Below are 22,000 nucleotides of genomic sequence, written 5' to 3'. Positions count from 1 at the left end.
GTACGCCCGTGGGCGTGAGCATCATGCCCCTACGTTTGTATGACAAGCGGCAACTTTTCCCGTCTTTTTTGCAAATCTTGTGAACTCTCTCAAATGAGGTGTTTTATGAAAAAACAAGACCAAATCAATCTCAAACGTCGTGATTTCTTAAAAAATACAACACTTGGTGCAGCTGGTGTATCGCTTGGCGGTGGTGTTGTTGGCTCGGTAGTGTCTGCGCCAGCGCAAGCCTCTGAAAGTAAAACGGTGATGACCGCTGCACACTGGGGACCTATCGGGGTTGTTGTGGAAGACGGTAAAGCGGTGAAATCGGGGCCGGCAATGCCAATGAGCATTGAAAACGAATTACAAACCGTTGTTCCTGATCAGCTTTATAGTGAAGCCCGTGTGAAATATCCAATGGTGCGTAAAGGCTACTTGGAAGGCAATAAAGATACCACCTTGCGTGGTCGTGATGAATGGGTGCGTGTCTCTTGGGATAAAGCATTAGATTTAGTGGCTGGCGAAGTGAAGCGTGTTACCGATCAACACGGTGCAAGCGGTATTTTCGCAGGTTCATACGGCTGGTATAGTTCTGGTGCATTACATGCTGCTCGTACTTTATTACACCGTTACTTAAACTTAACTGGTGGCTTCGTGGGGGTAAAAGGCGACTTATCTACTGGGGCAGCTCAGGTGATTATGCCACACGTGTTAGGTACGATCGAAGTGTATGAACAGCAAACGAGCTGGGAAGTGGTGTTAGAAAACAGCGAAATTGTAGTATTTTGGGCGGCAAATCCGCTTTTAACCTTGCGTAATGCATGGACATCAACCGACCAACACGGGATTGAATACCTGAAAAAACTCAAAGAGAGTGGTAAACGTGTGATCTGTATTGATCCAGTGAAAAGTGAAACCTGCCAATTCTTAAATGCAGAGTGGATTCCAACCCGTGCGGCAACAGACGTTGCATTAATGATGGGGATTGCTCATACATTAGTAACCACAGGTAAACACGATCAGGAATTCTTAAAAAAATACACCAAAGGCTTTGAGCAATTTGAAAACTATTTATTAGGCAAAGAAGATAATCAGCCAAAAGATGCTGATTGGGCGGCAAACATTACAGGTGTACCAGCAGAAACCATTAAACAATTAGCTGCAGATTTCTCTGCTAAACGCACAATGTTAATGGGCGGTTGGGGTATGCAACGCCAACGTCATGGTGAACAAACTCACTGGATGTTAGTGACCCTTGCTTCAATGCTCGGTCAAATTGGTTTACCGGGTGGTGGTTTTGGTTTCAGTTATCACTATGCAAATGGTGGTGTACCAAGTGCGACAGGTGGTATTGTGGGTGCAATTACCGCAACGGCTGCCGAAGCAGGTGAAAAATCTTGGTTAGATGATGCGTCTAAATTCTCTTTCCCAGTTGCACGTGTGGCGGATGCGTTGCTTTATCCTGGTAAAACTATTCAATATAACGGTACAGAAATTACTTACCCAGAAATTAAACTAATCTACTGGGCCGGCGGTAACCCATTCACTCACTTGCAAGATACCAACAAACAAGTGAAAGCGTGGCAAAAACCAGATACTATCATTGTAAATGAAGTGAACTGGACACCAACAGCTCGTATGGCGGACATTGTATTGCCAGTTACAACTAGCTATGAACGTAACGACATTACCATGTCAGGCGACTACTCAATGATGTATATCTTCCCAATGAAACAGGTTGTTGAGCCACAATTTGAAGCGAAAAGTGATTACGATATTTTCACAGAATTAGCCAAACGTGCAGGTGTGGCTGATAAATTCACCGAAGGTAAAACGGAAATGCAGTGGTTACAAGGTTTCTACCAAACTGCCTTTGATGCTGCTCGTAAAAATCGTGTGAATATGCCACGCTTTGAAAAATTCTGGGAAGAAAATAAACCTGTCACCTTCCCAGTAAAAGAGGCTGCGAAAAAATGGGTGCGCTATGAAGAGTTCCGCAATGATCCGCTACTCAATCCATTAGGCACACCATCAGGTAAAATTGAGATCTTCTCTGATGTCGTCGCTAAAATGAATTATGATGACTGTAAAGGCCACCCAACTTGGTTTGTGCCAGATGAGTATGCAGGTAATGTTACTGAAGCAGCTCCGCTTGCGTTAGTCACTCCACACCCATACTACCGCTTACACAGTCAGCTTTGCCATACCTCATTGCGTGATAAATACACTGTAGCTGGTCGTGAGCCAGTCTTAATCCATAAAGAAGATGCGGCAGCTCGTGGTATCGCAGATGGTGATGTGGTACGTATCTTTAACAGTCGTGGACAAGTGCTTGCTGGTGCAGTGGTAACAGATGGCATTATCAAAGGTACGGTTTGTTTACATGAGGGGGCATGGTACGACCCAGCAGATTTAGGGCAATCTGAGCAACCGTTATGTAAATTTGGTAACCCGAATGTGCTGACCCGTGATGAAGGAACATCAAAATTGGCTCAGGGCAATTCACCAAATACTGCAATTGTACAGGTAGAAAAATTCCAAGGTGAAGTACCAGAAGTAACGGTATTTACCGCGCCGAAGTTTATTGAAGGCTAGGCTACTTCGCTTAGTTTTAAATGAATAGTCGATCTTAATCTATATGAAAGAGGCTGAACACATAAATGTTCAGCCTCTTTTTACATATCGGTTTTTTGTTTATATTCACATAAATCTTCGATAATACAAGAATTACAGCGAGGTTTTCGTGCAATGCAAGTATAGCGCCCATGCAGAATTAGCCAGTGATGCACATCGACTTTAAATTCATTGGGTACAACTTTAAGTAGTTTCTCTTCAACTTTTACGACATCCTTACCTGGCGCAAAATTAGTCCGATTCGAAACACGAAAGATATGTGTATCTACGGCAATAGTTGGTTGCCCAAATGCCGTGTTAAGAACCACATTTGCCGTTTTCCTGCCTACACCAGCGAGAGCTTCTAATTCTTCACGTGTTTGAGGTACTTCACCATTGTGTTTTTCAATTAGATCACGGCAAGTTTTGATAATATTCTCTGCCTTACTATTAAATAAACCGATAGTCTTGATATATTCTTTTAAACCCTCTACGCCTAGCGCTAAAATTGCTTGGGGAGTATTGGCGATAGGAAAAAGTTTTGCCGTTGCTTTGTTCACACCAACATCGGTAGCTTGGGCAGAGAGAATCACGGCAATCAATAGTTCGAATGGAGAATGATAGATTAATTCTGTCGTTGGGTGTGGATTTTGAGCACGCAAACGGGTAAGAATTTCGATACGTTTTTGTTTGTTCATAATTTTGTAAAATTTTAGATTAAAGAGACCGCTTGCTATGGGCTGCAGTAATGCAAATTAAAGGGTGATTATCGCTAAGCAAAATATCCTTGTTCCCATAACATTTTTGCCACCATAAGGAATGACATAGTAACAATAAGCGGTTTGATCAGCTGTTTGCCCTTTGTGATCGCCATTTTTGCACCAAGGTTACCACCGATAAATTGACCAACGAGCATAATCAAACCGATCTTCCATAGCACAACACCACCTAATATAAAAAAGACAAGTGCGGCAAAGTTTGAGGTAAAGTTTAATACTTTTGTGTGTGCAACTGCCTTAGTCAGGTTGAAACCTAACAATAAAACAAAAGCAAGAGTGAAAAATGAACCCGTTGCAGGCCCTAATAAACCATCGTAGAAACCAATGCCTATTGCAGCAGTGAAGGCAAATAGTGTGTAGCTGATCCGCTGTTTGCTGTCTTGATCACTAATGGATGGACTAAATAAGAAATAAACTGCCAAAATTAAAATTAAAAAGGGGAGTGCAGATTTTAGCAGACTAATATCGATGAGCTGGACGGTAATTGCCCCAAGCGCAGCCCCCACAAATGTCAAAGCAATTAATTTCCCTAAATGCTTAATTTCGACTTGTCGATGGCGTATAAAGTACAGTGCAGCAGAAAAAGAACCACCACAGGCTTGCAACTTATTTGTCCCCAATGCCATCGCGGGAGGAATGCCGACTGAGAGTAAGGCAGGAATAGTAATTAAGCCTCCACCACCGGCAATTGCATCAATAAAACCTGAAACAAAAGCAGCGATGAACAAAAGCGCAATAATGTCGAAACTAAACTCCATCTTATTTCTCCTAGTAAAGAATCATTTCATCACGGTGTAGTACAACTGCACCAAACTCATAGCCCAAGAGCGTTTCAATCTCACTTGATTTTTTCCCTTTGATTTGATTAAGCGCTTCACTATTGTAGCGGGAAATGCCCAAACCAAGAATTTGCCCGTCACTGCTTTGAATTTTTAATACCTCCCCGCGCGCAAATTGACCTTGTACCGCACTAATTCCAGCAGGCAAGAGGGATTTATGCTGTGCTAATAACGCATTTTCTGCGCCTAAATCAATGGTAATGCTTCCCGCCGGTGGAGCACCAAATAACCATTGCTTACGCCCTTCAATTTTATCGCTTTGCGCAAGGAAACGGGTACCAATTGCTGCTCCGTTTACAATTTCAAAGATCACATTTTCATGTTCGCCTGAAGCAATAATTGTTTCAACACCCGAACGGGTTGCAATTTCTGCGGCAACGACTTTGGTAAACATGCCGCCAGTGCCAAGCGTTGAACCACTTCCCCCAGCAATTTGACGAATTTCAGGGGTGATTTTTTCAATCACACTAAGTAATTTTGCCGCAGGATTTTTACGAGGATCGCTATCAAATAAACCTTGTTGGTCGGTGAGTAATATTAGCTGCTCTGCTTGAGAGAGCATAGCCACTAAGGCGGAGAGGTTATCGTTATCGCCGATACGAAATTCTGCGGTGGCAACAGCATCATTCTCATTAATTACAGGAATAATGCCTTGTTCTAGTAGTGCAAACAATGTATCACGAGCGTTCAAGAAATGGTCTTTATTTTCAATATCTGCACGGGTGAGGAGCATTTGCCCAATTTTTATCCCATAAATTGAAAACAGACTTTCCCATACTTGAATTAATTGGCTTTGTCCGACTGCAGCGAGAAGCTGTTTGCTTGCCAATGTTGGTGGTAGTTCGCGATGCCCTAAATAGTCTCGCCCTGCCGCGACAGCTCCAGAAGTAACTAAAATTAAGCGATGTCCTTGCTGGTGTAAATTGGCCATCTGTTTAACAATTTCTAGCATGTGAGGACGGCTTAAACTTTTCGTACCGTGGGTGAGGGTGCTAGTCCCCAGTTTGATCACAATGGTTTTATGCATAGTATTTGTGGAGGTTAAAAAGTAGAGTCGCTATTATTCATGAAATCCAATGAAATTACAAAGAGAACAAGCGGTTGCTTTTGTGGAATTTTTTGCAAATTGTCCTGGCGCTGTTGCTCATGCTAATTCATCATTGAGCTCAACTTGTTTGCGCACAAGAACCTAGGTTAACCGCGCACACTTTATTAGTCGCTGTTTGTGTCATTTTTAGCGCCAATGCCGCTGAATTTAAACGAGCATACCCTAAGGAATATTTGCGAAAAATTGAAAAATCAGTAAAATGAACAATCGTTCAGTTACGAAAAGGTCTTAACTATGTTTGATGATGTTTTGCCACATAATGATGTGGCAATTCGCATTTTAAGAGCGGCTGATTCGTTAATGGCACGGAAAGGTATCCAATATCTTTCAACACATAAAATCGCAAAGGAAGCTGGGGTTTCAGTGGGGACAATTTATCTCTATTTTAAAGATAAAGAGGAATTGTTGAATCAACTGGTTAGGCATCTATTTAATGAATTTCATCATTTTGTGAAAACGCATTACGACCCAACGTTAGCGTTTTTTGAGCAATATCGGCAACTTTGGTTAGCTACGTGGGAATTTATGCAAAGCAATCCAAATGTCGTTGCCAATATGCACCAATATGAGTCATTGCCAACGTTCCAAACGATGATATTGTCTTGTATTGATAATCAAGAATTGGCTTGGTGTCAATTTATTGAAAATGGTAAGCGAGAAGGTGTGATTGCGCCATTGCCATCTTATGTTTTGATGGCGATGAGCATGAAAGTAACGTGGGAGTTGATGTATATGCAACTGCTACGTAAGGAAACTTTATCCGATGCGGTTATTGAAGAGGTGATAGTCCGCACTTGGAAAACGATTATGGTTTAAATTGTAATTTAATTATGGAGAAATTATGACAGAGCAAGTCACATACGAGCAGAACAAGCCTGGCAAAGGGCGGAAGTTCTTAATCGTGATTACTTTGATTGTTGTCCTGCTTGCCTTTGCTGGGGTAGTTGGCATGCAACAGTTTATTGCAGGGAAGAAAGCAGAAGCAGCGGCAAATATGCCTGAGACGGTGAGTGGAGTCACGGTAATGCAGGTGGAGTCGCGCGAATGGACACCAATGATTGGTGCGACCGGCTCTATTCGTCCAAATCAAGGTGCAATGTTAAGCGCTCAAGCTGCTGGCACCGTTACCCGTGTGGCGGTAAGCTCAGGTGATCGTGTGCGTAAAGGACAATTATTAGTTGAAATTGATAGTAGTGCAGAACGTGCAAGCTTAAAAGCGAGTGAAGCGCAACTTCCAAACGCCTTGGCAAACTACAACCGCTATAAAAATTTAGTGGCGAGCAACAGTGCATCGCGTATGGAGTTTGATAACGCCAAAGCAACTTACGAAGCATTGGTAGCAAATATTGAAGCGTTAAAAGAACAAATTGTTCGCCGCCAAATCTATGCACCGTTTGATGGTATGGCGGGTATTGTGAACGTCAATGTTGGGCAATTCGTAACAGCAGGTACAGAAATTGTGCGAGTGGAAGACCAAAGCTCAATGAAAATTCGCTTTACGTTGCCGCAAACTGATCTTGAGCGAATTGAAATTGGGCAGAAAGTAACAGCAACGATTGATGCATTACCAGGGCAAACATTTCCTGCTCGTATTTCCGCGATGGATCCTGCGGTTGATCGTACAACGGGCTTAATTAATCTTGAAGCAGTAGTTACAGAAGGGCAAAACAAATTATTATCGGGCATGTTTGCTCGTTTAAATATTGCCATGCCAACCCAGTATAACCAAGTGGTGGTACCGCAGATTGCCGTTGCTTATACGATGTACGGCGAAAGTGTGTATGTTTTGCAGGATTTATCGGACGAAGATAAAAGCTTAGTAAGCAAAATGGCAGAGCAGAATCCAAGCTTGCAAGTAGATAAAATTTACCGAGTAAAACAAGCTGAAGTCAAAACGCTGGAACGTCGAGGAATCTATTCTCAGCTTGCTAAAGGTGTTAATGTGGGTGATGTGATTGTCACTGGTGGTATGCAACGCATTAGCAATGGCTCGTTGGTTATGGTATCCGAGCGTGAAGCGGTAGGTGTGACAGCACCGGCACAAAACAACAAACTGTAATGGGAGTTTGTCGTGAAATTTACCGATATATTTATTAAACGCCCTGTACTCGCGGTCTGTATCAGCCTTTTAATTACGATTTTAGGTTTGCAGTCCATCAGCAAATTACAGGTACGAGAATACCCTGAAATGACAATTTCAGTGGTAACTGTAAGCGTAAACTACTCAGGTGCAGATGCAAGCTTAATGCAAGCATTGGTAACCTCGCAGCTAGAAGAAGCGGTAGCTCAAGCGGATAATATTGACTATATGACCTCAAGTAGTTCGCCGAGTACCACTACGATTACGGTAAAAATGAAATTAAATACCGACCCTAATGCCGCGTTATCGGATATTTCATCAAAAGTAAATGCCGTACGTGCAAATTTACCAAGTGGTATTGATGATCCGTCAATTCGAGTTTCAACTGGGGGCGATGATGCCTTGATGTATATTCGCTTTGTTTCAGATGAACTCAATACTTCACAGGTCACAGATTATCTAAATCGTGTGGTGAAGCCACAATTCTTTACGGTAAATGGAGTGTCGTCTGTAAATATTTTTGGTGGTTCGGTATTTGGATTAAGAATCTGGCTTGACCCTGACAAAATGGCAGCGAAAAATCTTTCGGGTGCTGCAATTTTACAGGCATTAAGTGCGAACAACTTACAAACTGCCGCAGGTAATGCGAATGGTTATTACACGGTGTATAAAAACAAAGTGGAATCTACTACACCATCGGTTGAAGAGCTAGAAAATGTGACCATCTCCACGACTGCGAAAGGGGATCAAATCAAGCTGAAAGATGTTGCAACGGTTGAATTAGATAAATCATCTGATGCTGCTCGTGCAACAGCTAATGGTAAAGATGCAGTTGTGTTTGCCGTTTCAGCGGCTACGACAGCAAATTCACTTACGGTGGCAAAAGATATTTACCCAATGTTTGAACAGGTGCAACGTAACTTGCCTCCTTCCATCAGCGGTGAAATTCTCTATGATAAAACGATAGCAATTAATAGCTCAATTAATGAGGTAATCAAAACGATTGGGGAAGCAACTTTAATTGTATTAGTTGTTATTGTGCTATTCCTAGGCTCGTTAAGAGCGATGATTGTACCGATCATTACGATTCCGATTTCACTTATTGGAGTACTGTTCTTTTTACAAATGTTCGGTTTTTCCATTAACTTGCTCACTTTATTGGCATTAATTCTTGCTATCGGTTTAGTAGTAGATGATGCAATCGTTGTATTAGAAAACGTTGAACGTCATGTAAAAGAGGGAAAACCACCATTTGATGCTGCAATCATTGGTACGCGTGAAATTGCAATTCCTGTTATTTCAATGACGATTACCCTTGGTGCCGTGTATTCGCCAATGGCGTTAATGGAAGGCGTAACAGGCTCACTCTTTAAAGAGTTCGCTTTAACTCTTGCTGGCGCTGTATTTATTTCAGGTATTGCGGCTTTAACTCTTTCACCAATGATGTCGGGTAAGGTATTAAAAGCACATGATGAAGAAAACGAAAGTAAATTCACGAAATGCATTAACAATATTCTTGATCGCGTAACCAAATGCTATACCAATATGTTGGCTGGTGTCATGGCAGTGCGTGGTTTTATGCTTGTATTTGCTGTCGCAATCTTTGCTAGCCTACCGTTTTTATTAACCTCACTTTCAAGCGAAGTCGCACCAACTGAAGACCGTGGTTTCGTTGTTGGTATTGGTAATGGGCCATCAAATACCAACTTAGACTATACGCAAGAAGCAATGAAGTCGTTTGAAGAAGAAGTGCTACAGATTCCGGAAGTAAACTCAATGATGAGCATTGCAGGGTTTAATGGTAGCAATAGTGGTTTGGCAATTATTAGTTTGAAAGATTGGAACGACCGTGAGCGTGAACGAGCGGCTATTTCAAATGATGTAGCGGCAATTGCGAAAAAAGTCGTTGCAATGGATTTAAACGCGATTTCCTTCCCTGAAATCTCAACAGGAGAAAGCGGTTTACCATTCTCATTGGTTATCACTACGTCAGATAGTTATGAGAAACTTGCTGATGTGGCAGCAGAATTTCTTGGTAAAGCGAGAGCATCAGGGCAATTCTTCTTTAACAACTTAGACTTAAAATTTGACACCGTTACGATGAATATGAAATTCGACCGTGAAAAAATGGGAGCGTACGGTGTAACGATGCAACAAGTGAGTGGTACATTAGGTTCATTCTTATCTGGAGCGATTATTACGCGTGTGGATATTGATTCACGGGCTTATCCAATTGTATCGCAAGCCGTACGCCAAGATCGTTTAAATCCAGAAGATTTAATGAGCTACTATGTTACTACGGCAAGTGGCGAGTCTATTCCTCTCGGTTCATTCGTTACGATGGAATTAACAACTTCACCGTCTAGCTTAAACCGTATGAATCAGTTGAATTCCGCAACCATTGGCGGCGTTGTCTCTGGCTCAATTGGTGATGCAGTAAAATGGGCACAAGCTGAATTGGATCGCAGTTTACCGAAAGGCTATCAGTACGACTTCAAATCGGAAGCTCGTCAATATATCCAAGAAGGTAATGCAATGGTTATGACTTTCGCATTAGCAGTAATCATTATTTATCTCGTGTTAGCGATTCAATTTGAATCTTGGCGTGACCCAATGGTCATTTTGGTTTCCGTACCGCTTGCCGTTTCTGGCGCATTGATTGTGATGAATGTGCTTGGTATTGCAGGGAAAGCGGGTGCAACCTTAAATATCTACTCACAAGTAGGCTTAGTAACCTTAGTTGGTTTGATCACTAAACACGGTATCTTAATGTGCGAGGTGGCAAAAGAAGAGCAGTTACATCATGGCAAATCACGTTTTGATGCAATTATGTATGCAGCAACAATCCGTCTGCGTCCAATTCTCATGACTACAGCGGCAATGATTGCGGGCTTAATCCCACTTCTCTTTGCAACTGGTGCAGGGGCAATTGCTCGTTTCAGTATCGGTATGGTCATTGTTGCGGGTCTAGCAATTGGTACAATGTTTACCTTATTCGTATTGCCGGTGATCTATACCTTCTTAGGTAGCGAACATAAACCACTGCGAGAATTTGATGAAGACAAATATGCACGTAAAGCGGTGGAACGTGTAGCCCACGGCTAAAGCTTAATCTTAACACTTAGCAAGCGGTCGATTTTGCAAAAAATTCTGCAAAATCGACCGCTTTTTTATATAATTCACAAGTTTTTTTGAATTTTGCTTGAATAGGAAAACAAAATGAATAAACTCGCAACGCAACGCAACGCAACGCAACGCAACGCAACGCAACGCAACGCAACGCAACGCAACGCAACGCAACGCAACGCAACGCAACGCAACCGCCTAAATTCTGCCTTTAATCTTTTCTCTGCGGAGGCACTATGCAACAACTAAAAATGCACAGTGCTGATCAAACCGCGCAAAATATTTCTCAACTTCAACACCTTTTCCCACATTGCTTTTCAGAGGGCAAAATTGATTTTGAACTATTGCAACAAGAGCTTTCCGAGCATCTTATTGAAGGCAATCAAGAACGCTATCAGCTCAACTGGGTTGGTAAACGAGAGGCAATTCTTGCTGCTAATGCGCCAATTGCCAAGACCCTGCGCCCAGCGCGCGCTGAAAGTGTAAATTTTGACACCACCGAAAACCTTTTTATTGAAGGTGATAACCTTGATGCTCTGAAACTATTGCAAGAAACCTACCTTGGCAAAGTGAAGATGATCTATATTGATCCCCCTTATAACACTGGAAATGACTTCGTGTATCGTGATGATTTTGCCGAGGATAAAGCCGATTTTCTTGTGCGTTCCAACCAAACCGATAAGCAAGGCAATCGTCTTGTCAGCAATCCTGAAAGCAACGGGCGCTTTCATTCCGACTGGCTTTCAATGATTTACCCTCGATTAAAACTCGCACGTAATCTGCTTGCCGATGACGGCGTAATTTTTATCTCGATTGATGATAATGAACAAGCAAATTTGAAAAGGGTCTGTGATGAGATTTTTGGGGAGCAGAATTTTGTTGAATGTTTTATTTGGGATAAGAAGAATTCAGCAAAAGGTGTTCCTCCTAAAAATATGGTCGTGAATATTCATGAATATATTTTATGTTATACAAGGCAAAATGCCGGAAAGTTGCTAGGAGAGTTGCGGACGATAGAGGGGTTTTCTAACCCAGATAATGATCCAAGAGGTTTATGGCGATTATCGAATATAAAAAGTACATTAGAAAGAGAAGCTGACAAATTTACTATTAAAGATCCTAATACAGGCAATGAATACACCAATTATTGGGCATTTTCACAAAAATCTTTAACCAAAATGATTTTGGAAGGGAGAGTTATTTTTCCAAAGAATCTAGACGGGCTACCAAAACAAAAAGAATTCTTTTCTGAATTTGATAATCCTTATATGCCGATAAAATCACAATTAGGGTGGTTTGATCCTCAATCAAGAACAGAAAAATCAGTTGATAAACTGATGGAAAGCAAGGTTTTCTTATATCGGAAACCATTAGAGTTAATGAAAAAAATTCTTTCACAGGTACTTTCAAATGATGCTCTAATTTTGGATTTTTTTGCTGGGACAGGTTCTAGCGCCCACGCTGTAATGCAACTTAATGCTGAAGACGGCGGCAATCGCAAATTTATTATGGTGCAGTTACCTGAAAAAACGGATATTCAATCCGAAGCATATAAAGCGGGTTTTGCCACCATTGCCGAAATTTCCAAAGAACGCATTCGCCGTGCAGGTAAACAGATTGCCGAGCAGAATAGTGGAGTAGATGTCGGTTTTCGTGTGTTGAAAGTTGATAGTAGTAATATGGCGGACATTTTCTATACACCACAACAATTAAGTCAAGATGATTTGTTTACCAATGCGATAAAAAACGACCGTACAGCAGAAGATTTGCTATTCCAAGCCATGTTGGATCTGGGAATTGCATTAAGTAGCCCGATTGAAAACCGAGAAATTCAGGGAAGAACGGTATTTAACGTAGCGGATAAACAGTTGATCGCCTGTTTTGATGAGATTGACGAAAATCTGATTACCGAACTTGCGGAAATGAAACCACAACAAGCGGTCTTTTTAGATGCAAAATTTGCAAGTGACAGTGTGAAAATCAATGCCGTGCAGATTTTTAAACAGATTTGCCCAAATACAGGGTTGAGTGTGATTTAAAGAGTGTGGCAAATCTCCCCCCTCTTTGACTAAGAGGGGGCTCGTTTAGAAAGGAATAAATATTCATCTGATTTTCCAAAATCATAATGAAGAAAGATGAATGAACATTTTTCGATAATTGCTCTCTCCCTTTTTAGGAGAGAGGGGAGATTTCCAATAAAAATGAGAAATATAAAATGAAACTCCAGTTCAAACACCAACAGTACCAACTAGATGCAGTAAACGCCGTTGCCGATTGCTTTAATGGTGAGCCGTTTCGTTCGATGCAAAATTATTTCAGTAAAAGAGAGGAGCAGAGCGGTCAGCAAACATTGAGTGAAATCTTTGCCAATCCGAAACTCACTTTAAGTGAGATGGAGTTGCTAACCAATATACAACAAATCCAGCTTAGCAAAAATTTGCCGAAATCCGACCGCTTGATTGGCACGGGTAGCTTGCCTATCAACCTTGATATTGAAATGGAAACGGGCACAGGCAAAACCTATTGTTATATTCGCACTATTTTTGAGCTTAATCGCAAATATGGATGGAGTAAGTTTATTATTGTTGTGCCGAGTATTGCGATTCGTGAAGGGGTGAAAAAATCCTTTGAAGTGATGGCGACACATTTTCAGCAAGATTACGGCAAAAAAGCACGGCACTTTATTTACAATTCTAAGCGTTTACATGAGTTAGAAAGTTTTGCAGCGGATAGTAATATCAATGTGATGATTATCAATATTCAGGCGTTTAATGCCGGAGGTAAAGATAATCGTCGAATTTATGAAGTGTTGGATAGTTTTCAATCTCGCCAGCCGATAGAGGTGATTGCACAAACGCGTCCGATATTGATTTTAGACGAACCGCAGAAAATGGAAGGTAAGAAAACACAGGATGCTTTGGCAAAATTCAAGCCGCTATTTATTCTGCGTTATTCTGCAACGCATAAAACCGAGCACAATAAAATTTATCGTCTTGATGCGGTAGATGCCTTTCATCAAAAATTGGTGAAGAAAATTGCGGTAAAAGGCATTCAAATCCAGGGGTTGAATGGCTTGGGTGGATATTTGTATCTGCAAGGGATTGAGATTTCTAAACGCGATCCTGTTGCGGTGGTGGAAATAGAACAACAGCTGGCAAGCGGTGAGATTAAACGTAAAATTTGCAAAATCAAAAAAGGTGATAGTTTACACACATTAAGTAATGGTTTGGCACAATATCAGGGCTGGAATGTTAGCGATATTGATGCTCGTACAGATCAACTACATTTTCTTAATGGCATCGTACTCGCAGTGGGGGATGCCGTAGGTGATCTTAGCGAAGAAGCGTTACGCCGTATCCAAATCCGTGAAACGATTAAAGCACACCTTCTCAAAGAACGGATATTGTTTACGCAAGGGATTAAAACTTTGTCGCTATTTTTCATAGATGAAGTCGCGAAATATCGGGATTACACTCAGGCAGATGAAAAGGGTGAATATGCCCGAATGTTTGAACAAGAGTATGCTACCCAAGTTGCCGAGCTGCTCGCTGAACCATATTTAAACCGTGATTATGCCGACTATTTGCAACAAATTCAGGTGGGGGCAACCCACAATGGCTATTTTGCTATCGATAATAAAACCAAGCGTTTAACTGATCCAAGCGTGAAAAGGCGAGGTGAGGAAGCCGGGCTTTCGGATGATACAGACGCTTATGATCTGATTTTGAAAGATAAGGAAAAACTGCTTTCCTTTGAAGAGCCTACTCGCTTTATTTTTTCGCATTCCGCATTACGTGAAGGTTGGGATAATCCCAATGTGTTTACGATTTGCTTACTGAAACACAGTGATAATAATGTGTCGAGAAGGCAAGAAGTAGGGCGAGGATTACGTTTAGCGGTGAATAAAAAAGGGGAGCGCCAAGATAATCTGAATACCGTTCATCAAATTAATGAATTAACCGTTGTAGCAAATGAAAGCTATACGGATTTTGTTAAAGGATTACAATCAGAAATTAGCGAAACGTTGTCACGATTATCAGTTTTTAATGAGGCGTTTTTTGTGGGGAAAGTGTTGTGTGGGCATGATAAAAAGCTCGAAATCAACGAAAAACAAGCACGTCTTCTGTATAAATATCTCCTAAAAAATGATTTTGTTGATGATGACGATCAGCTTACTCCTGAGTTTCACTCCGCAGTAGAAAATGGGGCTTTAGCACTACCAGCAGAATTTGTTGAGTATCAAGCAGCGCTTGTGGCTTTAATTTGTCGCTCAGCGCAAAGCCATGTGCCAATTGAAAATACCAATAGAGCGAAAAGTAATCCGCTTAATGCTAATTTTAACCGTAAAGAGTTTCAAGCACTATGGCAGAAAATTCATCATAAAGCGGTATATCAGGTGAATTTTGATAGTCAAGAACTTATTAGCAATGCCGTGCGAGCATTAGAGCGGGAACTAAACGTTATGCCTTTAACTTATAGGCTAGAAAGTGGTGAACAAATTGGTATTGATCAATTCAAGGTAAGAGAAGCAGTAACAAATCAATACAATGTCACGCTAAATAGCAAGGTGAAATACGATTTAGTAGGTACGCTGGCAAAAAATGTTGGCTTAACTCGCAAGACAATTGCGGTAATTTTAAAGCAGATTAGCTCTCAGAGTTTCGCAAAATTTGCACTAAATCCAGAGCAATTTATCAGTGAAGCGAGTCGCTTGATTAAAGAACAGCTTGCTACGATCTTTATCGATCGGCTGAGTTATCACCGAACCAATGAAGTGTTTGATACAACCTTGTTCACCGCAGAACAAACCATTCGGGATTTTAGTAAAGCCGTCATTGGGCTGAAAAAGCATATTTATGATTATGCGGTGGTGGATTCGCAGGGTATTGAGAGAAACTTTGTTGAAGCGTTAGATAAAGATCGCGATGTAGTGGTTTATGCGAAGTTACCGCGCGGTTTTGCTATTCCAACTCCAGTGGGTGATTACAATCCAGATTGGGCAATTTCCTTTATGAGTGGAGAGGTTAAACATACCTATTTTATTGCTGAAACCAAAGGCTCTATTTCTTCAATGGATCTACGGGGAACAGAAAAAGCAAAAATTGAATGTGCAAGAAAATTCTTCCAGAAAATGAGCGCTGATACTGTTCATTACGATGTGGTGAAAGATTTTGAAGGATTGATAAGTCTGGTGAAATAGGTTTATTTCCCCTCCTAGCGAAGCACAGGGAGGGGGAATATTTGTCAGAAAAGACTTAAATGAATTCCTTAATTGCTCGAATAACGGCTTCCGGTTTTTCTGCATGTACCCAGTGATCCGTATTGGCAATCACCTTTACTTTTGCATTTGGGAATTGGGCGACAGTTTGAGCCGTATAGGCGGGCAACATGTAGTCTGAATTTGCCCCTTTGATAAACAGCGTTGGTTTTTCCACGAACACATCTTGCCAACCCATCACATTAGCATAATTTTTATACAATCCAGAAAGATTGAATTTAAAACGTTCAGGGCTATTAGCATCAAAGGATTTCAGCATAAATTGCACGACACCTTCGTTAGCAATATGCTTAAGAAAAACCTGCTTGGCCTGTTGGCGATTTTCAGGCTGTGCATCACGAACAGCAAATAGCCCAGCAAAATTGGCATCATGACGGTTGCTGATATAGCGAACAGGGGCAATATCAATGATGACTAACTTTTGTACAAGGTTGGGGAAGAGGTGGGCAAACATCATTGCAGTTTTGCCGCCAAGCGAATGCCCAATAACGATCAAATTATTTAAATTTAAATGTTCAACCACTTGATAAAGATCCTCTGCCATTTGAGATAGGCGCATTTCTTCATGGTGGAATGATTGCCCGTGGTTACGTAGGTCAATGCGTAAAATATTGTGATCTGTGGCAAAGGCACGAGAGATCATGCCTAAATTATTGAGATCGCCAAATAAGCCATGAATGAAAACAAGCGTGCTTGGTTTATCAGTTTTGGGTGTTTCAGCCGGCTGAAAATGAAAATTTAATAAAGGATTTTTGTTCATAATTTGTCTAGTGTTATGCAATATCTGCGAAAGGATCTATAAAAAACATCATGAAATGCGTATAATGCCAATAATTTTTCGTAAGCAAAAGAAACAAGGATATGCCAATGAAAACGATCGAAGTAGATGACGAATTATATCATTATATTGCCAGCCGTACACAAGTGATCGGTGAGAGTTCCTCTGATATTCTGCGTCGATTGTTACGCTTGCCGGCATCTCCGCAACCTTTTGTTTTAGTTCAGGAAAATATGTTAAATGAACTAAAAGATCTGGCGCAAATTCCAAAGAAAAAGCAGAATTTAAATCAGCAAGAAAAGATCGTCAAGAAAGTAGAATTCGTGCTTGCCTCAAATAGTTTTGTGAATGAAACAAAAGGGGTAAACCGGTTTTTGCAGCTACTTTCTGCGCTTTATACTGCTTATCCAAAAGGCTTTGCACATGCCACTGAAAATATTCAAGGTAGTGAACGTATCTACTTTGCTCGTGATGCAGAGACGATCTTAACTAACGGAAGTGGCGCTAAAGCGAAACAGATTCCAGATTCGCCATTTTGGGTCATTACCAATAATAATACCGAACGAAAAGGGATTATTTTGTGTGCCTTAATGGAATCAATGGAATTACCAAAACCGCTGATTGAGCGTGTCAAAGCATTATTCGCATAACTTTTATCTATGACAGAATTTCCCGTTTTTCCGCCTGTTTATTGGGCAAATCAAATTCCCCAACAAACAGCCATCGTCTGGAAGAAGGGAAATTCTGTACTTTTCTCACAGCTTCCATCTTCACTTTCTTGGCGGCAATTCTATCAACTGTTAGCCCAAACAAGCCATTGGCTACAGCGCAGGCATATTCCATTTAAAGACAAGATTATTGCCTATAGCGGCGCACATCGGTTAGCAGGCTTACTCTGTTATCTTTCTGTTATTGCAGAAGGTGGGCGGATTTTAGTCTTGAATCCTAACTTGCCAAGCATACAACAAAAAGCTATTTTGGCAGATAATCACGTTGATTTATTGCTTCAAGATAATGATTTTGTAGAATTTTCGCCAAATTTAACCGCTTGTAACAAGCAATGGCAGATCGATTGGGATCTGAAACGTCCTGCCACTTTTACCCTAACCTCTGGTTCTTCTGGTAAGCCAAAGGCGGTGGTACACTCCCTTTTCTCCCATTTGCTTAATGCCGAGGGCGTATGTCGTTTAATGCAGTTTGAGCAACAGCATAGTTGGCTATTAAGCTTGCCGTTATTTCATGTCTCAGGACAGGGGATTGTTTGGCGCTGGTTACTACGTGGTGCGAGTTTAAGTTTATGTGAAGAGAAAGCAGATTTTTATCCACTATTGGCAAAGACGAGTCATGCTTCACTGGTACCAACCCAGCTACAGCGCTATTTATATACAGATCTTGCAAAGAAATATGGGCAAAAAATCTTACTGGGAGGCAGTTATATCCCTGCGGAGTTAATCTCGGCTGCACAGCAAGTTGGTATTACCACTTTCGCAGGCTATGGTATGACTGAAATGGCATCAACAATCTGTGCAGTGGAACAAGAGACAGATAATGTGGGTAAGCCACTGCTTGGGCGTTTAGTCAAGATCATACAAGATCAGATTTATCTGCAAAGTGATTGTCTTGCTTTAGGCTATTGGCAAGCTGGGCGAATTGAGCCATTGCCTAAAGTAGAGGGTTGGTTTGCAACCAAAGATAAAGGCGTGTGGACGGCTGATGGTAAGCTGATCATAAATGGTCGATTAGATAATATGTTTATCTCTGGTGGGGAAAATATTCAGCCAGAGCAGATTGAGCAAGTGTTATATGCTTCCATGCTCGTACAAAATGTGTTGGTTATCCCTCAAGATGATGCAGAATTTGGGCAACGTCCTGTGGCGTTTGTACAATTTATTGAAGATTTCAGTTCACAAGCGGTCGAAAAATTGCAAAATTTTGCCAAACAATATTTAGAGAAATTTAAACAGCCCATTGCCTATTTTTCATTGGACGACTATCTCACTTCTACAAACACAGGGATTAAAATCTCCCGAAAAGGTCTTCAAGACTATCTTCAGCAGATTTCGAACAGGTAGCAGCATGATTAAAAGATATATTTGGATAATTTGTTTATTTAGCTTTTTTACCGCTTATACAATGAGCGCTGAGCTCACACTTGATGATGCAGTGGATTTGCGAATGCAAATTGAAGAGCTAAAAGCGGAAAATAATGAAGCAAATATCCAGCTAATTAAAAACTTGGAAGGCTCACTCCAGCTGTTAGATAAAATTAAGAAACAGCAAACAGAAATTGCTTTATTAGAGACCAAAGTAAAAGAGTCTCCAAAAACGTTAGCAGCCTTACAGAGTGCTATTCAAAGTTTGCAGCAAAAACTGGAACACTTTGATAATCAACAGTTTGAGCCATTGTCTATTAAGGCATTAGAGCAAAAGCAGATTGCATTGCAACAAGAAACAGATAGCCAAAAGTTGCTAAATAGTGAATTAAATTCCAGTGTGGCGAATTATCGTTCGGCATTAGAGCAAACACGTAAACAGATTACCGAGAATGGTGTAAAAGCCGAGCAGTTGCGCCGTTGGAAATTCAATAGCCAAGCAAGTCGTTCGTTAATTGATAAATACGATACCGAGCTGAAATATTTAGATATTAATAATAAATATAACAATCTGTTAGCACAAAATATTGATGTGCTCATTTCACTTGATGAATCACAAAAAACAGAAGCAAGCTTAAAACAGCAATGGCTACAATTACAGTTGTCAGCGGTGCAAGAAACCTTGAATAACAAGCGCTTGGAAGAACATGAAGCACAAGCCAAGCAAACAGAACAACTGAAAGCGAGTGATAAGGCAGAAAACCCGCTTATCCAAGAAGAATTGGGTATCAACACGGATTTGAGCCAGTATCTTGTGGAACAAACACAGCGTTCTAATGTGTTATTTCAAGATAATCAGCGAATTAAGAGCATTCTCGATAATTTAACCAAAACTCAGCGCGAAGTTGAGGAACAGATTAATGCACTACAAGGCACTTTAGTGCTGTCTCGCATTATTAATCAACAGAAATTGTCGTTGCCGACCGAGCGTGTAAACAAAGGATTAGCGAAAGATATTGCGAAATTGCGGGTAGAGATTTTTGATCTTTCACAGCGCAGAGATGAACTCTATAACTTACCCAATGTGCTTAGCCGCATTGAAAGCGAACATAATAGTGTGTTGGATAGCGCGGAGCGGGATACGTTAGCACTGGTATTGAAAGACAGAGAGAAAATTCTGGTTGAGTTGATTAAAACACTCAATGCGCAGCTGACACTTTCAAGTGAAATGGATCTTTCACAAAAACAGATTATTGAGATTAGTGATGCGCTACAAGATAAATTGCAACAGCAGAGCTTCTGGGTACAGAGTAATAACCCGCTTGATCTCTCTTGGCTAAAAGAATTTCCGAGCTTAGCAGTAGATGAAATTGCTATTTTAGCGAAATATTTGGGTTTTGATAATTTAGGCAAAAACCTGCCTTCAACGTTGGCATTTATTCTCTTTTTATTTGCCATTTATGGCTTAATTGCTTGGAAGAAAGCCGCGATTAAGGCTCGACTCTCGACGCTGGCAAGCCAAGTGAATACGCTAACTAGCGATAGTCATTGGCATTCGCCAGAAGCAATGTTTTGGACAATTATTTTGGCACTGCCAAGCGGATTGCTATTTTTAGCTGTCGCGATTATCAGCTTATATCTTTTTGTGCCTAATCCTTTAGCCAGCTGGGAATGGGTAACTCGGGCATTCTACTATTGGATTTTCTTTGCCACGGTACTGGCATTATTGCGCCCGAATGGCATGGCATATCGCCACTTTGGTATGCCACAAGCGAGCAATGAGATTTTCCAACGCATTATTCGTCAGTCAGTTTGGATTGTTGTGTTATTACTTGTGTCATCTATTTTTTCACAAGTTGATCTGATTGGCTTTAGCAATGATGTTATTGGACAAGTAATGACAATTGTTGCGCTTGCACTTTGTACCTTTGTTTTGCGTCCATTGCTCGATCGCGGTATTCAAGAGTATGAGAACGCTAAGACAGAAGATGGTACAAAGCGTAATGTGAGTTTATTTAAACTGCTGAGATTGGTGTTATTTGTTGCCCCGATTAGTTTAATTGTATTAATTGTATTGGGTTACTATTATACCGCGGTTTATCTGATCGAACATCTGATTAAAAGTTACTTAATTGCATTAGTCTGGGTGTTTGGGCGCTATTTTGCTTACCGCTCTTTGACGATCTCTTCACGCCGGATGGCATATCGCCGTTTACAAAGCAAACGTGAGAAGATCCGTGAACAGGCACTGCAACATTTAGAACAAGGGGTAGAGCCAAGTAAAGAAAAACCGGAAGAAAAAATTAAGATCTCAACGGTAAACCAACAAATTTTCCGTGTGGCCGATTTGGTTGGTTGGGTTGTGCTTTTTGCATGGCTATATGCGATTTGGTCTGACCTTATTAGTGTCGCAAACTATTTAAATACCGTTATACTCTGGGAGCAGATTGAAAACACTGCGCAGGGCAGTGTGGTTGAATCCATCACATTGCTGAATTTATTGCGTTCGGTGCTTTATATTGCGATTACCTACTTCTTAGTTAAGAATATTGCAGGGATTTTAGAGGTCACCGTTTTCTCTCGGAGTAAATTCTCTAAAGGCACGCCTCATACCATCATTGCAGTGCTTACTTACTTAATTGTGACAATCGGCAGTATTTCCGCCTTTCTTGCTTTAGGGATATCTTGGGGTAAAGTGCAGTGGATTTTTACCGCATTGTCAGTGGGTCTTGGTTTTGGGGTTCGTGAGATTTTTGGTAGCTTTGTCTCGGGGACGATATTGTTGGTGGAGCGTCCAATTCGTGTTGGTGATAAAGTAACAGTAGGTAATTTTACTGGGGTGATTACCCGTATTCGTTTGCGTTCAACAACTTTAATTGATGACGAAAACATGGAAGTTGTTCTGCCGAATCAGGCATTTGTGACCGATCGCTTTATTAACTGGACACTGAATAACACCGTGACGAGAGTACAATTAAAAATGAAGATTAATTCTGGTGAAAACCTGCCACTGGTGCGTCAGCTCTTACTGCAAGCTGCAGAGGAAGCTGAAAAAGTGATGCATGAACCTTCCCCAAGTGTTAATCTCACGCACTTTGGTGATGGCTGGATTGAGCATGAGCTGAATGTTTTTGTGGCGGAAATTGATGATCGCTCGGCCACACGCAATTTTCTCTATCAGCGTATTGATCAGCTCTTTAAACAGCATCAAATTCAAATTGCCTTTAATCAACTTGATGTCCATGTGCATCAAGCAGAGAGAAAAAGCTCAAATTAGGGATAATTTCGCATCTTTTAGCACTAGCAGAAGTGCTTGGTATAGGC

At 41.0% G+C, this 22,000-nt stretch carries 14 protein-coding genes; 10 read left to right on the top strand and 4 right to left on the bottom strand.

The genetic code is table 11. The features are described 5' to 3' along the window. Window positions 1–105 precede the first annotated feature (105 nt). Window positions 106–2,577 carry a trimethylamine-N-oxide reductase TorA gene (gene torA / locus EDC51_RS01780; RefSeq protein ID WP_131928018.1) on the top strand — a complete coding sequence of 824 codons (2,472 nt, stop codon included), beginning with the start codon at window positions 106–108 and terminating at the stop codon, window positions 2,575–2,577. Window positions 2,578–2,657: 80 nt separating this feature from the next. Here torA and nth read toward each other — a convergent pair whose 3' ends face one another. The 3 genes from nth to proB all read right to left on the bottom strand — a co-directional run bounded on the left by nth (window position 2,658) and on the right by proB (window position 5,240). Further along, window positions 2,658–3,293, bottom strand: a complete 636-nt coding sequence (gene nth, locus EDC51_RS01775; protein WP_131928017.1) for an endonuclease III — start codon at window positions 3,291–3,293, stop codon at window positions 2,658–2,660. Window positions 3,294–3,367: 74 nt separating this feature from the next. Then, a complete protein-coding gene (locus EDC51_RS01770; RefSeq protein ID WP_025267034.1) occupies window positions 3,368–4,132 on the bottom strand; it encodes a TSUP family transporter in 765 nt (254 codons plus the stop codon). A gap of 10 nt (window positions 4,133–4,142) precedes the next feature. Then, window positions 4,143–5,240, bottom strand: coding sequence for a glutamate 5-kinase (proB, locus tag EDC51_RS01765; RefSeq protein WP_131928016.1), 1,098 nt, complete (start codon window positions 5,238–5,240; stop codon window positions 4,143–4,145). Window positions 5,241–5,555: 315 nt separating this feature from the next. Here proB and EDC51_RS01760 point away from each other — a divergent pair, with 315 nt between their 5' ends. From EDC51_RS01760 to EDC51_RS01740, 6 genes are all read left to right on the top strand, one after another. Beyond that, the gene (locus EDC51_RS01760; protein WP_025267036.1) at window positions 5,556–6,137 is read left to right on the top strand and encodes a TetR/AcrR family transcriptional regulator; all 582 of its coding nucleotides are present in this window, start codon (window positions 5,556–5,558) and stop codon (window positions 6,135–6,137) included. Between the two features lie 25 nt (window positions 6,138–6,162). Next, window positions 6,163–7,380, top strand: a complete 1,218-nt coding sequence (locus tag EDC51_RS01755) for an efflux RND transporter periplasmic adaptor subunit (RefSeq protein WP_131928015.1) — start codon at window positions 6,163–6,165, stop codon at window positions 7,378–7,380. A gap of 12 nt (window positions 7,381–7,392) precedes the next feature. Beyond that, a complete protein-coding gene (locus EDC51_RS01750) occupies window positions 7,393–10,506 on the top strand; it encodes an efflux RND transporter permease subunit (protein WP_131928014.1) in 3,114 nt (1,037 codons plus the stop codon). A gap of 114 nt (window positions 10,507–10,620) precedes the next feature. Continuing rightward, on the top strand, window positions 10,621–10,776 hold the full coding sequence (locus tag EDC51_RS10835; RefSeq protein WP_170169257.1) for a hypothetical protein: 156 nt from the start codon (window positions 10,621–10,623) through the stop codon (window positions 10,774–10,776). Next, complete coding sequence (locus EDC51_RS01745) at window positions 10,764–12,566, top strand: site-specific DNA-methyltransferase (RefSeq protein WP_131928013.1); 1,803 nt, start codon at window positions 10,764–10,766, stop codon at window positions 12,564–12,566. The genes EDC51_RS10835 and EDC51_RS01745 overlap by 13 nt, the downstream gene beginning before the upstream one ends. 176 nt (window positions 12,567–12,742) lie before the next feature. Next, window positions 12,743–15,727, top strand: a complete 2,985-nt coding sequence (locus EDC51_RS01740) for a type III restriction-modification system endonuclease (RefSeq protein WP_131928012.1) — start codon at window positions 12,743–12,745, stop codon at window positions 15,725–15,727. A 55-nt stretch (window positions 15,728–15,782) separates the two neighbouring features. Here EDC51_RS01740 and EDC51_RS01735 read toward each other — a convergent pair whose 3' ends face one another. Then, entirely contained in the window at window positions 15,783–16,565 is a 783-nt protein-coding gene (locus EDC51_RS01735; RefSeq protein ID WP_131928011.1) for an alpha/beta fold hydrolase, read from the bottom strand. Window positions 16,566–16,672: 107 nt separating this feature from the next. Here EDC51_RS01735 and seqA point away from each other — a divergent pair, with 107 nt between their 5' ends. From seqA to mscK, 3 genes are read left to right on the top strand one after another with little or no spacing between them, the layout of a single operon-like run. Then, window positions 16,673–17,233 (top strand): replication initiation negative regulator SeqA, encoded by a 561-nt coding sequence (seqA, locus tag EDC51_RS01730; protein WP_025267038.1) that lies wholly within the window; start codon window positions 16,673–16,675, stop codon window positions 17,231–17,233. A gap of 9 nt (window positions 17,234–17,242) precedes the next feature. Further along, window positions 17,243–18,655 (top strand): o-succinylbenzoate--CoA ligase, encoded by a 1,413-nt coding sequence (menE, locus tag EDC51_RS01725; RefSeq protein ID WP_131928010.1) that lies wholly within the window; start codon window positions 17,243–17,245, stop codon window positions 18,653–18,655. Between the two features lie 4 nt (window positions 18,656–18,659). Further along, window positions 18,660–21,953, top strand: coding sequence for a mechanosensitive channel MscK (mscK, locus tag EDC51_RS01720; protein WP_131928009.1), 3,294 nt, complete (start codon window positions 18,660–18,662; stop codon window positions 21,951–21,953). The last annotated feature ends 47 nt before the right edge of the window (window positions 21,954–22,000 follow it).

Origin of the sequence: Bibersteinia trehalosi, assembly GCF_004346205.1 — a bacterium.
Classification (GTDB): domain Bacteria; phylum Pseudomonadota; class Gammaproteobacteria; order Enterobacterales; family Pasteurellaceae; genus Bibersteinia; species Bibersteinia trehalosi.
This window is presented reverse-complemented; position numbering and strand designations above follow the sequence as displayed.

Excerpts from the sequence above, each read along its gene's own strand:
- torA (WP_131928018.1), top strand. The coding sequence starts at position 106 with ATGAAAAAACAAGACCAAATCAATCTCAAACGTCGTGATTTCTTAAAA.
- nth (WP_131928017.1), bottom strand. The coding sequence starts at position 3,293 with ATGAACAAACAAAAACGTATCGAAATTCTTACCCGTTTGCGTGCTCAA.
- EDC51_RS01770 (WP_025267034.1), bottom strand. The coding sequence starts at position 4,132 with ATGGAGTTTAGTTTCGACATTATTGCGCTTTTGTTCATCGCTGCTTTT.
- proB (WP_131928016.1), bottom strand. The coding sequence starts at position 5,240 with ATGCATAAAACCATTGTGATCAAACTGGGGACTAGCACCCTCACCCAC.
- EDC51_RS01760 (WP_025267036.1), top strand. The coding sequence starts at position 5,556 with ATGTTTGATGATGTTTTGCCACATAATGATGTGGCAATTCGCATTTTA.
- EDC51_RS01755 (WP_131928015.1), top strand. The coding sequence starts at position 6,163 with ATGACAGAGCAAGTCACATACGAGCAGAACAAGCCTGGCAAAGGGCGG.
- EDC51_RS10835 (WP_170169257.1), top strand. The coding sequence starts at position 10,621 with ATGAATAAACTCGCAACGCAACGCAACGCAACGCAACGCAACGCAACG.
- EDC51_RS01745 (WP_131928013.1), top strand. The coding sequence starts at position 10,764 with ATGCAACAACTAAAAATGCACAGTGCTGATCAAACCGCGCAAAATATT.
- EDC51_RS01740 (WP_131928012.1), top strand. The coding sequence starts at position 12,743 with ATGAAACTCCAGTTCAAACACCAACAGTACCAACTAGATGCAGTAAAC.
- EDC51_RS01735 (WP_131928011.1), bottom strand. The coding sequence starts at position 16,565 with ATGAACAAAAATCCTTTATTAAATTTTCATTTTCAGCCGGCTGAAACA.
- seqA (WP_025267038.1), top strand. The coding sequence starts at position 16,673 with ATGAAAACGATCGAAGTAGATGACGAATTATATCATTATATTGCCAGC.
- menE (WP_131928010.1), top strand. The coding sequence starts at position 17,243 with ATGACAGAATTTCCCGTTTTTCCGCCTGTTTATTGGGCAAATCAAATT.
- mscK (WP_131928009.1), top strand. The coding sequence starts at position 18,660 with ATGATTAAAAGATATATTTGGATAATTTGTTTATTTAGCTTTTTTACC.